This is a genomic window from Pantoea sp. Cy-639 (assembly GCF_011752525.1).
Lineage (GTDB): Bacteria > Pseudomonadota > Gammaproteobacteria > Pseudomonadales > Pseudomonadaceae > Aquipseudomonas.
In genome coordinates this window covers 99,640-113,530 of the sequence record NZ_VWXI01000001.1, presented here as the reverse complement: position 1 = coordinate 113,530, position 13,891 = coordinate 99,640, and the positions used below count along the sequence as shown (strand labels likewise).

General features: G+C 65.5%; 12 protein-coding genes and 1 riboswitch. Of the genes, 2 read left to right on the top strand and 10 right to left on the bottom strand.

Annotation, left to right across the window (positions count from 1 at the left end; translation table 11 throughout):
* Nucleotides 1–43: 43 nt before the first annotated feature.
* The 7 genes from F3J43_RS00485 to F3J43_RS00455 all read right to left on the bottom strand — a co-directional run bounded on the left by F3J43_RS00485 (nucleotide 44) and on the right by F3J43_RS00455 (nucleotide 8,627).
* Nucleotides 44–823 (bottom strand): ABC transporter ATP-binding protein, encoded by a 780-nt coding sequence (locus tag F3J43_RS00485; RefSeq protein ID WP_166882865.1) that lies wholly within the window; start codon nucleotides 821–823, stop codon nucleotides 44–46.
* Nucleotides 820–1,836, bottom strand: coding sequence for a FecCD family ABC transporter permease (locus F3J43_RS00480; RefSeq protein WP_166882864.1), 1,017 nt, complete (start codon nucleotides 1,834–1,836; stop codon nucleotides 820–822). Before F3J43_RS00480 ends, F3J43_RS00485 begins: the two co-directional genes overlap by 4 nt.
* On the bottom strand, nucleotides 1,833–2,846 hold the full coding sequence (locus F3J43_RS00475; RefSeq protein WP_166882863.1) for an ABC transporter substrate-binding protein: 1,014 nt from the start codon (nucleotides 2,844–2,846) through the stop codon (nucleotides 1,833–1,835). Before F3J43_RS00475 ends, F3J43_RS00480 begins: the two co-directional genes overlap by 4 nt.
* Nucleotides 2,847–2,961: 115 nt before the next feature.
* A riboswitch (cobalamin riboswitch) is annotated at nucleotides 2,962–3,173 on the bottom strand.
* A 177-nt stretch (nucleotides 3,174–3,350) separates the two neighbouring features.
* The gene (locus F3J43_RS00470; protein WP_166882862.1) at nucleotides 3,351–4,325 is read right to left on the bottom strand and encodes a PDR/VanB family oxidoreductase; all 975 of its coding nucleotides are present in this window, start codon (nucleotides 4,323–4,325) and stop codon (nucleotides 3,351–3,353) included.
* 65 nt (nucleotides 4,326–4,390) lie between these two features.
* Nucleotides 4,391–5,512: an aromatic ring-hydroxylating oxygenase subunit alpha gene (locus F3J43_RS00465; protein ID WP_166882861.1), complete on the bottom strand. Its 1,122-nt coding sequence runs from the start codon at nucleotides 5,510–5,512 to the stop codon at nucleotides 4,391–4,393.
* 164 nt (nucleotides 5,513–5,676) lie between these two features.
* Complete coding sequence (locus F3J43_RS00460) at nucleotides 5,677–7,275, bottom strand: BCCT family transporter (RefSeq protein ID WP_166882860.1); 1,599 nt, start codon at nucleotides 7,273–7,275, stop codon at nucleotides 5,677–5,679.
* A gap of 260 nt (nucleotides 7,276–7,535) precedes the next feature.
* Nucleotides 7,536–8,627 (bottom strand): tartrate dehydrogenase, encoded by a 1,092-nt coding sequence (locus F3J43_RS00455; RefSeq protein ID WP_166882859.1) that lies wholly within the window; start codon nucleotides 8,625–8,627, stop codon nucleotides 7,536–7,538.
* Between the two features lie 97 nt (nucleotides 8,628–8,724).
* Between F3J43_RS00455 and F3J43_RS00450 the strand changes: the two genes are divergently transcribed.
* Complete coding sequence (locus tag F3J43_RS00450) at nucleotides 8,725–9,636, top strand: LysR substrate-binding domain-containing protein (protein WP_166882858.1); 912 nt, start codon at nucleotides 8,725–8,727, stop codon at nucleotides 9,634–9,636.
* Nucleotides 9,637–9,784: 148 nt separating this feature from the next.
* Here F3J43_RS00450 and F3J43_RS00445 read toward each other — a convergent pair whose 3' ends face one another.
* On the bottom strand, nucleotides 9,785–9,988 hold the full coding sequence (locus F3J43_RS00445) for a hypothetical protein (protein ID WP_166882857.1): 204 nt from the start codon (nucleotides 9,986–9,988) through the stop codon (nucleotides 9,785–9,787).
* A 115-nt stretch (nucleotides 9,989–10,103) separates the two neighbouring features.
* Entirely contained in the window at nucleotides 10,104–11,528 is a 1,425-nt protein-coding gene (locus tag F3J43_RS00440; RefSeq protein WP_166882856.1) for an aminotransferase-like domain-containing protein, read from the bottom strand.
* Between the two features lie 438 nt (nucleotides 11,529–11,966).
* Here F3J43_RS00440 and F3J43_RS00435 point away from each other — a divergent pair, with 438 nt between their 5' ends.
* Nucleotides 11,967–13,376 carry an amino acid permease gene (locus tag F3J43_RS00435; protein WP_166882855.1) on the top strand — a complete coding sequence of 470 codons (1,410 nt, stop codon included), beginning with the start codon at nucleotides 11,967–11,969 and terminating at the stop codon, nucleotides 13,374–13,376.
* Between the two features lie 55 nt (nucleotides 13,377–13,431).
* Here F3J43_RS00435 and F3J43_RS00430 read toward each other — a convergent pair whose 3' ends face one another.
* Nucleotides 13,432–13,890 carry a FecR family protein gene (locus F3J43_RS00430; RefSeq protein ID WP_166882854.1) on the bottom strand — a complete coding sequence of 153 codons (459 nt, stop codon included), beginning with the start codon at nucleotides 13,888–13,890 and terminating at the stop codon, nucleotides 13,432–13,434.
* Nucleotide 13,891: the final 1 nt, after the last annotated feature.

Genomic DNA, 13,891 nt, shown 5'->3' with positions numbered 1-13,891 from the left:
TGTCGGGAACACGGCCTCGTACTTTACCAGGCCGGTGCATGGTTCAGGGGCTGCGAAAGCGCAGGACGCGTGCGCCATCGAAGGGGTCGGCAAGGTAGTGGGCGTGGACACCGAAGGTGCTCAGCAGGCGCTGTGGGGTGAGGACCTGCTCGGGAGTGCCGAGCGCCACCAGGCGACCTTGGTCGAGCACTGCCAGGCGGTCGCAGGTCAGGGCCTGGTTGAGGTCGTGCAGGGCCACCAGCGTGGTCACCGGCAGGGCCTGAACCTGGCGCAGCAGGGCTAGCTGATGCTGGATGTCGAGATGGTTGGTCGGCTCGTCCAGCAGCAGCACTTGCGGACGCTGGGCCAGGGCGCGGGCGATGTGTACACGCTGGCGCTCGCCGCCGGACAGCTCGCGCCAGACCCGTTCACGCAGGTGGCTGGCGTCGGCGTCGGCCAGGGCTTGCTCGACGATGGCATGGTCGGCCTTGCCGAACGGTGCGAGGGCCGACAGCCAGGGGGTGCGACCGAGGGCGACGGCGTCGTACACGCGGATGGCGTCGAGGGTGTCGGCCTGCTGCTCGACCAGCGCCAGGCATTGTGCGATGCGACGGCGCGGCAGTTGCGCCAGGGCTTCGCCGAGCAAGTGCACGCTGCCGCTATCGGGCCTGCGCAGGCCGGCCAACAACTTGAGCAGGGTGGACTTGCCTGAACCATTGGGGCCGACGATGCCGAGGGTCTCGCCAGGCACGAGGCGCAGATCGATGCCGCGCAACACCTCGCGGCTGCCCAGGCGCAGGCCGAGGTCGTGGCAGGCCAGGGGGGCGATGGCAGCGGGGCTCATGGGTGCCCTCGGCGGCTGATCAGGATCAGCGCGAACAGCGGCGCGCCGATCAAGGCGGTGACCACCCCCACCGGAATCACCTGACCGGCGATCAACGTGCGCGACAGGATATCGGCGACGATCAGGAACAGCGCGCCGCCCAATGCACTGGCCGGCAGCAGGCGATTGTGGCCGGGGCCCAGGAGCAGGCGCAGGGCATGGGGAATCACCAGCCCGACGAAGCCGATGGCGCCGACGATCGACACCATCACCGCGGTCACCAGCGCCGCGCAACTGATCAGCAGCAGCTGGGTGCGGCGCACTGGCACGCCGAGTGAGGCGGCCGAGTCGGCGCCGAAGGTGAAGGCATCCAGGGCACGACGGTACCACAGGCACACGACCAGGCCGAACAGGGCCGTTGGCACGGCCAGCCACACCGATGGCCAACGTACGCCGCTGAGGTTGCCCAGCAACCAGAACAGGATGCCGCGCGCCTGCTCGGCAGTGGCCGACTTGGTGATCAGGAAGGCGGTGAGGGCGTTGAACAGCTGCGAGCCTGCGATGCCAGCCAGGATCACCTGGGCGTTGTGCGGGCTGCTGCCGCTGGCCCGTGACAGGGCCAGCACCAAGGCGAACGCCGCCAGCGCGCCGGTGAAGGCGCCGCCGGACAGTGTCAGTGTCGCGCCACCGAGGCCGAGCAGGCCGACCGCCACGGCGCCGGTCGAGGCGCCAGCGGAGAGGCCCAGCAGGTAGGGGTCGGCCAGCGGGTTGCGCAGCAGCGCCTGCAGGATCACCCCGCACATGGCCAGCCCGGCGCCGCAGGCAGCGGCCACCAGGGTGCGTGGCAGGCGGTAGTTCCAGACGATGCCGGCGTCGATCGGGTCTGGCGAGTAGCCGGCCTGCCACAGGTGGTTGGCCAGCACCTGCCAGATCACCTCAACGCTCAACCGGGTCTCGCCGATGGCGATACCGGCGAGCAGGGCCAGGCACAGGGCAAGCAGGGCGAGGGCGACAAGCAGCAACGGACGGCTCATGGCTGTGGCGCTTTACCGCTGGCGAACGCCGTGGACAGCACTTCCAGTCCGCGGAACAGGCGGATGCCAGCCTGCATGGCATCGGCATCGAGGACGATGATCCGGCCTTGCTTCACCGCGTCCATGTTGCGGGTCACCGGGTCGCTGCGCAGGAACTCGAGTTTCTTCCGGTAGTCGTCGGCAGGGTAGCGGCGACGGTCCATGCGGGCGACGATCAGCCAGGTCGGGTTGGCCCTGGCCAGGGTTTCCCAGCCGACGGTCGGCCACTCCTCGCTGGACTCGACCACATTGCGCACGCCGAGGGTCTGCAGCATGAAGTCGGCTACGCCCTGGCGGCCGGCAACGTAGGGGTCGAGGGCCAGGTCGGCGCTGGAGAACCAGAACAGGGCGCTGGTGTGCGTCAGGTCCTTGTCCGCCAACTGCTGTCGCGCATGCAGCAGGCTGCCCTGGAGTGCCGCGTTCAGTGCCGCGCCGCGCTCCTGCACGTCGAAGATCTCGGCCAGTTGGCTGATGCTCTTGTAGAGGCTTGCCACCTTGAATGTCTGCAGGCGGGTGCCGTCGGCGCCGACCAGGTTGTCCTTGCCTTCGCAGTCCGAGGGCAGCAGGTAGGTGGGGATATCCAGCTCGGCGAACTGTTCACGGGTGGCGACCACGCCCTGGGCGCCGACCGCCCATTCGAACTGTGCCACCACCAGTTGCGGACGCTTGCCCAAGACCGCCTCGAAGCTCGGCTCGTTGTCGGCCAGGCGCTCGATCCTGTCGTTCTGTGCCTTGAACTCAGGCAGCACGTTGTTGAACCACAGCGAAGTGCCGACCAGCCTGTCGCCGAGGTCGAGGGCGTAGAGGATCTCGCTGCCGGCCTGGCCGATCGCCACCGCGCGCGCGGGGGGCTGGGCGAAGGTCTGCGGCACCCCGCAATTGTCGACGCTCAGCGGGTAGTGGGTCGCGGCGGCCTGGGCTAGGCCGGCCAGAGAAAGGCCGGCGAGCAGGGTGGCGAAGCGGGGCAGCATGGTCAGGCGAGCTCCTGTCGAACGGTGTGCGGCAATGAGCACGGACAGGCATCGCCGAAGGCTGGCCAAAGGACGTGAGGCAAGCGGCGGATGACCATCCCGGACACCCCGCCGGTTGGTGAATGCATTGCCGGCAGGTCTCCTGACTGGTGCGTCCTGGCCCTGCGCCAGCCTTCCCGGATCGCTTGATCCAGTGGCATCGATGGCGTGGGCTCGGCACCTACAGTTGCGGGGGCAGTTCCGTTTGGCGCGGACAAGACGCGCCTGGGATTCCCTGTTGGGCTCTGTACGAAAAGTCGCGTAGGCACTTTCCGTGCAAAGCCTGGTTCCGAATGGAAACCGGCGCGGGCATGGTAGAGCATCGACCGCCGGGTGGGAATGTTTTTGCAGGCAGTTGCGGCGCATGATTGCGCCGCGCCACGACCGCAGCGGGCAGGGGGAGCGGCCGGGGGCAGGTGGCAAGCGCTGGGGAACAGCGGCATGGCCGCTGTCGGTTGTTCAGGTTCAGAGATCCAGCACCAGCCGCGCCGAGCGGGCGCGCGACACGCACAGCATCATGCTTTGCTGCGCTGCTTTCTCCTCATCGCTCAGGTACTGGTCGAAATGTTCGGCCTCGCCTTCGAGGATCGCGGTCTCGCAGGTACCACACACGCCTTCCCGGCACAGGCACTCGACCTTGGCGGCCTTGGACTTTTCGATGGCCTGGAGGATGGTCATGCCTTCCTCGACCTCGAGCTCGGTACCGGAGCGGGCCAGCACCACGGTAAAGGCCGACCCGCTGGCCGGCGCGGCGGCGGCGAACTGCTCCCAGTGCACGCGGGACTCGGCGATGCCGGCAGCGGCGGCGCTGGCGATTACTGCGTCGATCAATGGCTTGGGCCCGCAGACGTACAAGTGGGCGTCGTCGGCCAGGCTGGCGCACAGCGCGCCGAGGTCGAGCTTGCGCCCCAGGCTGTCGATGTAGAAACGGATGTTGCCGGCATGCGGGCCGTTCTCCAGGTCACCCTGGAAGGCGCCATGCTCCGGAGCACGGAAGGCGTAGTGCAGCTCGTAGGGGGTGGCGCCGCCTTCGAGTTCGTGCAGTTGCGCCAGGAACGGGGTGATGCCGATGCCACCGGCGATCAGCACATGGCGACCTGCCGCAGGATCGAGGGCGAACAGGTTGTTGGGGGTGGAGATGGTCAGCTCGGTGCCGACCTCGACCTGCTGGTGCATGAACGCCGAGCCGCCCTTGGACTGTTCCTCAAGGCGCACGCCGATCTGGTAGCTGGACAGCTGGCGCGGATCGCTCATCAGCGAGTAGGCGTTGCTGAACTGGCCACCGCAGGCCGATTGCATCTGCACGATGACATGGCTGCCACCACCGAACGGGGGCAGGGCGGCGCCGTCGGCGCGGGCCAGGGTGAAGCGCTTGATCTGTGGCGTGGCCTGTTCCACGCCAGTCACCCGCACCTTGAACATTTCGTATTGCTTGGCCATGGCTTACCTCGACAGCGAAGCCCCAGGCCAGGCCCTGGCCCGGGGCGGACAACGAAGGGTGGGGCTCAGTCGTCCAGGTGGGCGACGGCGATCAGGTTATGGAAGTGGGCGATGCCGTGCTCGCTGACGCCGCTGCGCTGCGCGTCGACCATGATCCGGCCCTGGCCACGGTAGCCGCGGGACTTCAGGCCTTTCTGCACGCTCTCCACCAGGCGCAGGTCCTCGGGGCGGAACACTTCGCGGTACCAGTCGATCAGCTTCTGCTGTTCCTCGCTGATGTCCTTGTTCAGGAAATAGATGTCGTAGTGCTGCAGGGTGGTTTCGGCGTCGACCGGGAACTCGTAGATCACGGTCATGAAGTTGGCCCCAGGCGGTACGTTGAACATGGTGCAAGGCCAGGCCCAGAAGCCGGCGAAGGATGGGTCCTTCACTGATTCGTCGAACTTGAACGACTGCTCCGAGGGTTTGGCCAGGCCGTATTGCAGGGTCCAGTTGCCGTGCAGGCTGTGGTTGTACTGGCCGACGTCCACCGAGTCGGAGAAGCCGGGGTGGGCCGGGGCGCAGTGGTAGCACTCCAGGTAGTTGTCGACGATCGACTTCCAGTTGGCCGGGGTGTCGCTGACGAAACGTGCGGCCAACTGCAGGTCGTCGATCACCGCGCAGGCTTCGCGCATGCGTTTCTGCAGGCCGGGCAACTGGTCTTCGACCGGGGCGGCGTCGTTGTCCATGTTGATGAAGATGAAGCCGGCGTATTCCTCGACGCGCAGCTGCACCAAGGTGGAGTTGTCCTTGTCGAAGCTGGCGACGTTCTCGCAGTTGCGCGCATGAGCCAGCTCGCCGTCGAGCTTGAAGGTCCAGGCGTGGTACGGGCAGGTGATCACGTTCTTGGCCTTGCCGCTGCCTTCGAGCAACTGGTGGCCGCGGTGCGGGCAGACGTTGTAGAACGCGCGCAGCACATCGTCGCGCCCGCGCACGACGATGATGCTTTCGCCGATCACCTGGCGGGTGATGTAGGCGTTCTTCTCGGCGACCTCGCTGCGGTGGCCGACGCAGATCCAGCTACGGGCGAAGATGGCTTCCTTCTCGTGTTCGAACACGGCGGCCTGGGTGTAGAACTTGGCCGGCAGGGTGAAGGCCACCTCGGGGTTGGCGCAGAAGTCGGCGGGCAGGCGTTTGAAATCGTTCATGGCTCTATCTCTGTTCTTATTGGTTGACGCGTATCTGTTGGTTAACAAATCAGGCAAAATTTTTTCTATCGCTGTCGGTTTCTGTAGGAGCGGCCTTGTGTCGCGAAAGGGGCGCCGGGGCTGCCACGCAGCCCTTTCGCGACACAAGGCCGCTCCTAACAGGGTCAGTGCACTGCGGCAGCGCTGCGTGGCGTCTGTTGCTGCGGCTCTTCTCCGGCCAGGCGCGCGGCTTCTTCCTCGATGCGGTACGCCGGTACCTGGCCATAATCGGCCGACAGCCATTTGAAGAAGCCGTAGATCTTCACCAGCAGGATCACCATGAACGGGATCGCGGTGAGCACCACGGCGGTCTTCATGGTCGACAACGAGGCCTTGGCGAACAACATGGCCAGCGGCACCAGGGTCAGCACCACGCACCAGAACAGGCGCAAGGTCGGGCTCGGGTCTTCGCCTTCGCGCAGGTTGCGGGTGCTGGTGGCGGCTACCGCGTAGGCCGCGGCGTCCATGTGCGAGGCACAGAACACCGCCATGATGAACAGGTACGCGGCCAGGAATAGCGTGCCCCAGGGCAGGGCCAGCAGCAGGTCGGTCACCGCCGCCTCGCCGCCCAGGGTGCCGAGCAGCTTGGGTACGTCGATCTGGCCATTGATGAATTGGTGCATGCTGTAGCTTTCCAGCGCGCCGAAGAAGAACCAGCAACCGAAGCTGCCGCCCAGCAGCAGGGCGAACACCACTTCCTTGATCAGCCGGCCGCGCGACACGCGGGCGACGAACATCGCCACGCCCGGGGCATAGGACACCCACCACAGCCAGTAGAACACCGTCCAGTTGCGGGTGAAGGCGCCGTCGCCGGCCGGATCGGTGAACAGGCTCATCTGCACGTAGTGCTGCAGCATCAGCCCGATGGAGTTGGCGGTGTTGTTCAGGGTGAACTGGGTCGGGCCGACCAGCAGGACGATGGCGGCGAACACCAGGGCGCCGACGCAGACCATCTTCGACAGGCGCTGCAGGCCGCCGTCGATGCCGATGTACGAGCTCAGCGAAAACAGCAGCGCCACTGCGCCGATCACCAGCAGTTGCACGGTGAAGGTGTTGGGTGTGCCGGCCAGGTCCGCGAGGCCGCGGGTCAGGGTCGAGGCGGTGAGGGCCAGTGACACGGTCAAGGCGCCCATCATGGTCAGCAGGAAGATCAGGTCGACGGCGCGACCGACCGGGCCGGTGGCCTTGAAACCGGTCACCGCTTCGATCACCGAAGCCAGGTTCAGGCCGCTCTTCTTGCGCACGTGGAAGTGGTAGGCCATGGCCAGCGAGGCCAGGGCGTAGATCGACCAGGCGCTGATGCCCCAGTGGAAGAACGAATAGCTGACGCTGTACTCCAGGGCCTGGGCCGACATCGGCGCGATGTTCAGGCCGGGGGTCTGATAGTAGTAGGCCCATTCCATCACGCCCCAGTACAGGGTCGAGGAGCCCATGCCGGCGCAGATGAACATGAACACCCAGGTGGCGGTGGAGTATTCGGGCTTGCCGGCCCCCAGGCGGATGTTGCCGTACTTGCTGAAGGCCAGGTACAGCACAGCCAGCGAGCTGCCGAACACCAGCACCTGGACGCTGGTGCCGAAGGTGCGGGTGGACAGCTCGAACAGCTGGTTGGCGAGGCTTTCGGCCTGCGCCGGGAAGGCGGCAAGACCGATCACGGTGAGCAGCACGGCGAACAGGCTCACGGCGATCAGGAACACGTCGATCTTTTTATTCTTGGGGGACATCAATTGTCTCCTGGAGCATTTTTTTTGTAGTAGGCGTCAGGCGTTGGGAAGTCCGTATCGGGGGTGTTCGGTCCTTTCTGCTGATTGAATCTGTTAACTATTGGGTAACATGTATCTTTTGGTTTACGGATTCTGCATCGAATCGGGATGGGTGGCAATAGGATCGTCGGACAATCCGCATGATTGGACGCCGCCATCGCGCTGCAAGCCCGCCCCATGACCTGTGGGAGCAGGCTTGCGCCGCGATGGCGGCGGGACGGTCAGGCGCCGAGCAATTCGGCGATGGCCTTGCCCACGTCCTGGGTCGACCGGCTGCCGCCCATGTCACGAGTAGTGTCGCCGTTGGCGATCACGGTCTCGATGGCCTTGAGGATGTCGTCGTGGGCCGCCTGGTAGCGCGCGTCTTCGTCCGCCTTGCCGAGGAACTCGAGCATCAGCGCGCCGGACCAGATCATCGCGATCGGGTTGGCGATGTTCTTGCCGTAGATATCCGGTGCCGAGCCGTGCACGGGCTCGAACAGCGACGGGAACTTGCGCTCGGGGTTGAGGTTGGCCGATGGCGCGATGCCGATGGTGCCAGCGCAGGCCGGGCCCAGGTCGGAGAGAATGTCGCCGAACAGGTTGGAGGCCACCACCACATCGAAGCGTTCCGGCTGCAGCACGAAGCGCGCGCAGAGGATGTCGATGTGCTGTTTGTCCCAGCTGATCCCGGGGTAGTGCGCAGCCATGGCGGCGGTGCGCTCGTCCCAGTAGGGCATGCTCACGGCCATGCCGTTGGACTTGGTCGCCGAGGTGACGTGCTTGCGTTCGCGGGTCTGGGCCACGTCGAAGGCGTACTTGAGGATGCGGTCGACGCCGCGACGGGTGAACACCGACTCCTGCAGGACGAACTCGTTCTCGGTGTTCTCGAACATGCGTCCGCCCAGCGAGGAGTACTCGCCTTCGGTGTTCTCGCGGATCACCACGAAATCGATGTCGCCCGGTTGCTTGTTCGCCAACGGGCAGGGCACACCGGGGAACAGGCGCACCGGGCGGATATTCACGTACTGGTCGAAATCACGGCGGAACTTGAGCAGCGAACCCCACAGCGAGATGTGGTCCGGCACCTTGTCCGGCCAGCCGACGGCGCCGAAGTACAGGGCGTCGAAGCTCTTGAGCTGGTCGAACCAGTCGTCCGGCATCATCTTGCCGTGGGCCAGGTAATAGTCGCAGCTGGCCCACTCGAAGAATTCGATCTCAAGGTTCAGGCCATGCTTGCGCGCGGCAGCCTCGACCACGCGGATCCCTTCGGGGAGGACTTCGTTGCCGATGCCGTCACCGGGGATGGCGGCGATTTTGAAGGTCTTGGTCATGGAGCGCATCTCGTGTCTAGGGAACAGGTGCGGACCATGCTATAAGGCTGTGATTCGGAGATAATCAGTCTTCCGGTCAATTCTTGGTGCACGAATCGTGAATAATCTGCCGAATCTGGACGACCTCAACCTGTTCCTCCAGGTAGCTCGCCGTGCCAGCTTCGCCGCCGTGGCCGACGAACGCGGCATGTCGGCGGCGTTCGTCAGCAAGCGCATCCGCCTGCTGGAAGACAGTCTCGGCGTGCGCTTGCTGCACCGCACCACCCGGCGGGTGACGGTGAGCGAGGAGGGCGAGCGGGTCTACCAGTGGGCGCAGCAGATCTTCGAAACCGTGCGGCGCATGGACGACGATCTCAACGCCGGCCAGCGCGAGCCCGCCGGGCAGTTGCGTATCGCCAGCAGCCTGGGCCTGGGCCGGCGCTTCGTCGCGCCGGCGTTGTCGGAGCTGGCCGCACGCTACCCGCGGCTGGACATCCGCCTGGATGTGCACGACCGCCTGGTGGACCTGATTGCCGAGGGCGTGGACCTGGATATCCGGGTCGGCAACGTGATCGCCCCGCACCTGATCGCCAAGCCGCTGGCGCGCAACCGTCGGGTGCTGTGCGCGGCGCCCGGGTACCTGGCTGCGCGGGGCACGCCGCGCGTGCTGGCCGACCTGGCCAGCCACGATTGCCTGGTGATCAAGGAGCGCGACCACCCCTTCGGGCTGTGGCACCTGGAGGGGCCTCAAGGCGAGCAAAGCGTGCGGGTGACCGGGTCGTTGTCGAGCAACCATGGCGAGGTGGCACACCAGTGGTGCCTGGACGGGCGCGGGATCCTGCTGCGCTCCTGGTGGGATGTGCACGACAGCCTCGAGGACGGGCGGCTGGTGCAGGTCTTGCCGGACTACCAGCAGGCGGCCGACATCTGGGCGGTGTATACCGCGCCCCTGGCCGGCTCGGCCAAGGTGCGGGTAGCGGTGGAGTTCTTCCGGCAGTACTTCGCCGAGCGTTATCGACTGCCAGATTGAGCCTGCGGCCGGCTCCTCAAGGCTCGATGGCGAGGCCACGACGCGCCCCAGTGCCTAGCTGACGGCAGGCTGGATGGGGCCCAGGGCGGGCACCAGAGCCCGGCCTCATCAGCGTATGACGAGGCCGGGCGATGCGCTCAGGCGCGGGTTATTTCGCCCACCACTGGGCGCCGCCTTTCGGCCAGCTGATGCCGTCGTACTCGAGGCGAACGAACGGGTCGTTCGCCCAGTTCATGCCGATGTCGGTGAACACGCCGCCGCCCGCCACCAGGTCGAGGTCGGTGTCGTCAAGGACTTGAGGGGTGCTGTCGGTTCGTGCGTCCGATGCTGTCGCAGTGTTGAAGGTGAACATGCTGTCGTCTCCTTGATTGTCGAGGCGCCGCACTCCTGCACGGCGCATGGACAATCTAGTGGCCGTCCACCGGATGCCTCAATAGTACGGGTGACCTAGCGCGATCGGCCTAGGGTCATAGGCTGGCCCGTCGCACATGCTTGACCAGTACCTTCTCCAGCATCTCCCACAGGGTCGGGTCGGTGCTGAAGGCGACGTTGAAGCGCATCCAGCCGGTGGCCTTGGCATCGACCATGAACAACTGGCCCGGGCCGAGCATGATGCCTTTCTCCAGTGCATCGTCCAGCAACGCTGCGCTGTCGGGAATCGCCGGGTGGCGGGTCCAGATATACATGCCTTCGTCCGATTCGATGAACAACTCGAAGCCCAGTCGGTGCAGGTGCCGGCCCACTTCCTGGTGCGCTTCGGCCAGGCGCTGGCGCAGGCGCTTGAGGTGCTTGCGCCAGCGGCCGTCGATGATCGCCGCGTAGACCACCCGCTCCATCACCTGCGAGGTGGTCAGCCCCGAACGCATCTTCAGGTGCAGCAACTGCTGGGTCAGTTCCGGGCTGGCCAGCAGGTAGCCGACCCGCACGTTGGGCGAGATGCTCTTCGAGTAGCTGCCCACATACAGCACCTGCTGCAGGTGGTCGAGGCTGGCCAGGCAGGGCAGCGGGTCGGCGATCATGTCGGCGTAGAGGTTGTTCTCCACCAGGCGAAAGCCATGCTGGCTGGCCAGTTGCAGCAGGCGGTGCAGCTGTGCCAGCGGGGTGCGCGAACAGGTCGGGCTGTGCAGGTGCGGCTGGGTGAAGAACGCGGTGGGGCGATGGTGCGCCAGCAACTGTTCGAGGTGATTGAGGTCGTAGCCGTTGGGCGTGCGCGGCACGCCGATCAAGGTGGCGCCCTGGGTGCGCAGGATGCTCATCAGGTTGGGGTAGCCGGGGTCGTCCACCAGCACCACGTCGCCGGGGCGGACCAGCGTGCGCACGGCCAGGTCAAGGGCCTGGCTGGCACCGTGGGTCAGCATCAGTTGCGCCGGGTTGGCGACGATCGACAGCTCCTGTTGCAGGTTCTGCGCGGTCAGCGCACGCAGTTCGGGCAGGCCCATGGGGTCGCCGTAGCCGGACAGCTCCAGCGGGCTGCCGGCCACCTGGCGCAGGCCGCGGCGCAGGCCGTCCTCGTACATCCAGTCGTTGGGCAACCAGCCGCAACCGGGTTTGTACGGCAACTGGCGGATTTCGAAGATCTGCTGCAGGTACCACTCGGAATTGAACGTCGGGCGGGCGGCATCGACTTCGACGTTATGGCTTTCCAGTAGCTCGTTCGCCGCCCGATTGACGAAGAAGCCCGCATTGCCCTTGCTCACCAGCAGGCCCTGGGCCACCAGCCTGTCATAGGCTTCGACCACGGTGAAGGTGCTCACCGAATAGGTGGCGGCGAAGGCACGGATCGACGGGACCTTGGCGCCGGGCTTGAGGGTCTGGTTGTCGATCAGCTCGCGCAGCCCGTCGATGATCTGGTTGACCAGCGGGGTGGGGGAGTGCGGATGTAGTTCGAGCATTCGGGGGCCTTCAGGTGCGCGCGGCGCCAGTCGCCGGCAGGGTGTCGCAGGTGTATTGCATCGCAGGCCTGTACAGTGCAGTGCGTAATTCCTGCAGCTGTGCATGGCTCAAAGTGTGCGACATTTTTACATTACGTGTCAGATATCTCCAACACAGCACGTATCAGCGTCATGAATAATCACAACATCGCTGCTTTGCCGTCGAGCCTCGCCTCGCACCCTCTTTTCCCGAGGCCGGACACCTGTCGTCCGTCCCCAGCATGGTTCAGTTCGTCCAGAGGACAGCCTCTGGACGCGTAAGCAGGCCGCCACGGATGGCCTGCGTGTGCTTGCGCACACCTCCCTGCCCGCATGAGTACTGATGTACAGGTGAGACCGATAACCATCGGGGTTTCACAGTTTTTCCTTGGATAAAAAGAAGCACGGGGTAAATAACTGATGGACGCAACATCCACATCCACCACCGCGAAAGACGGGCACGAGAGCAAGCTCAGTGCCTCGCTGAAGTCGCGCCACCTGACGATGATGTCGATTGCCGGGGTGATCGGCGGCGCGCTGTTCGTCGGCTCCGGCAGCGTCATCCACAGTGCCGGTCCGGCCGCCGTGCTGGCCTACCTGGCCGGCGGCATCCTGGTGGTGCTGATCATGCGCATGCTCGGCGAGATGGCGACTTCGTCGCCGGACACCGGTTCGTTCTCCACCTACGCCGACCGCGCCATCGGCCGCTGGGCTGGTTTCACCATCGGCTGGCTGTACTGGTGGTACTGGGTGATTCTGATGGCCTGGGAAGCCTATGTCGCCGGCAAGATCCTGCATGGCTTCTTCCCTGACGTCAGCGTCAACGTGTTCGTGCTGGCCACCACGCTGCTGCTGATCACCGTCAACTTCTTCAACGTCAAGCACTACGGCGAGTTCGAGTTCTGGTTCGCCCTGATCAAGGTGGTGGCGATCGTCTGCTTCCTGGTGGTGTGCACCGCGGCGGTGATGAACGTCTGGCAGTTCGGCGAGGTGCGCGGTATCAGCCACCTGACCGCCGAAGGCTTCATGCCCAACGGCATCACCACGGTGATCGGCGCGCTGCTCGGGGTGATGTTCGCTTTCCTCGGCGCCGAGATCGTCACCATCGCCGCCTCCGAAGCCAAGGACCCGGCCACCCAGATCGTCAAGGCCACCAACTCGGTGGTCTGGCGCGTGTGCCTGTTCTACGTCGGCTCGATCTTCCTGATCGTCTGCCTGGTGCCGTGGAACGACCCGATGCTCGGTGTCTCTGGCTACGGCGCCTATCGCCGCACCCTGGAACTGCTGGGCGTGCCGTATGCCGAACTGCTGATGAACTTCGTGGTGCTGACCTCGGTGAGCAGTTGCCTGATCTCCGGCCACTACACCGCTTCGCGCATGCTGTTCTCGCTGGCCCAGCGTGGCGATGCGCCGCGCCTGTTCAAGTTCACCCGTACCGGCACCGGCGTGCCGGTCAATGCGATCATCGGTTCCTGCCTGGTGGCGGTGTTCTGTGCGCTGATCAACTTCAGCGAGACCCTGCGTCCGAAGGATGTGCTGGAAACCCTGATGAACACCACCGGCATGATCGCCCTGCTGGTGTACCTGGTGATCGCCTTCTCGCAACTGCGCATGCGTCGCAAGCTGGTTGCCGAGGGCAAGGAAGTGCGCCTGAAGATGTGGCTGTTCCCCTGGCTGACCTACCTGGTGATCGTCTTCATCGTCGCCGCGCTGGTGACCATGGCCTTCATGCCTGACTACCAGATCCTGGTGATCTCCACCGGTATCGCCGCGGCGATCGTGGTGGCCATGGGCGTGGTGCACCAGATCCGCACCGGCAAGCGTCACTAAGCGTCGTTTGCCGTGCGCTACGGCCGGATCCCCTGTGGGATCCGGCCGTTTTCGTTCAGGGCTGGCGCAGCGTCGGGCCGGCGTGGTCGAACAGCGCCGACTGCCCGGCCGCCAACGGCAGGCGCAGGCTGGCGCTTTCCAGCTCGGCGCTGCCGGCCTGCAGGCGAACCTGGGAGTGATCGGCGCGTCGCGAGACCGAGAAGCGGGCGTCACGGGTGGTGAGGATGCCGTGCTCGGTGGCCAGCAGGAACGGGCGGGGATCGTCATCGGCGACCTGGACCGAAAGCCGGCCTTCGAGCAGCTTCAGCCGCCGTTGCCGGGCGTCATACTCGACATCCACGGCACTGTTGGCCTCCAGCACCAGGTGGCTGCCATCGGGCAGGTCGTGGAACAGTTGCTGGCGGGTGCCGGTACTGAGGTCGGCCAGTTCGAAACCCTCGTTCATCCAGGGTGAGCCGAGCAGGGCCGCGGCGCCGACCAGGGCCAGGAGCAGCAAGGGGAGGGTGGACTTCATG

What these genes read in the sequence shown, in the direction of transcription:
- F3J43_RS00470 (WP_166882862.1), bottom strand. Translation starts at nt 4,325, where the DNA reads ATGGCCAAGCAATACGAAATGTTCAAGGTGCGGGTGACTGGCGTGGAA.
- F3J43_RS00435 (WP_166882855.1), top strand. Translation starts at nt 11,967, where the DNA reads ATGGACGCAACATCCACATCCACCACCGCGAAAGACGGGCACGAGAGC.
- F3J43_RS00440 (WP_166882856.1), bottom strand. Translation starts at nt 11,528, where the DNA reads ATGCTCGAACTACATCCGCACTCCCCCACCCCGCTGGTCAACCAGATC.
- F3J43_RS00445 (WP_166882857.1), bottom strand. Translation starts at nt 9,988, where the DNA reads ATGTTCACCTTCAACACTGCGACAGCATCGGACGCACGAACCGACAGC.
- F3J43_RS00430 (WP_166882854.1), bottom strand. Translation starts at nt 13,890, where the DNA reads ATGAAGTCCACCCTCCCCTTGCTGCTCCTGGCCCTGGTCGGCGCCGCG.
- F3J43_RS00460 (WP_166882860.1), bottom strand. Translation starts at nt 7,275, where the DNA reads ATGTCCCCCAAGAATAAAAAGATCGACGTGTTCCTGATCGCCGTGAGC.
- F3J43_RS00465 (WP_166882861.1), bottom strand. Translation starts at nt 5,512, where the DNA reads ATGAACGATTTCAAACGCCTGCCCGCCGACTTCTGCGCCAACCCCGAG.
- F3J43_RS00455 (WP_166882859.1), bottom strand. Translation starts at nt 8,627, where the DNA reads ATGACCAAGACCTTCAAAATCGCCGCCATCCCCGGTGACGGCATCGGC.
- F3J43_RS00475 (WP_166882863.1), bottom strand. Translation starts at nt 2,846, where the DNA reads ATGCTGCCCCGCTTCGCCACCCTGCTCGCCGGCCTTTCTCTGGCCGGC.
- F3J43_RS00480 (WP_166882864.1), bottom strand. Translation starts at nt 1,836, where the DNA reads ATGAGCCGTCCGTTGCTGCTTGTCGCCCTCGCCCTGCTTGCCCTGTGC.
- F3J43_RS00485 (WP_166882865.1), bottom strand. Translation starts at nt 823, where the DNA reads ATGAGCCCCGCTGCCATCGCCCCCCTGGCCTGCCACGACCTCGGCCTG.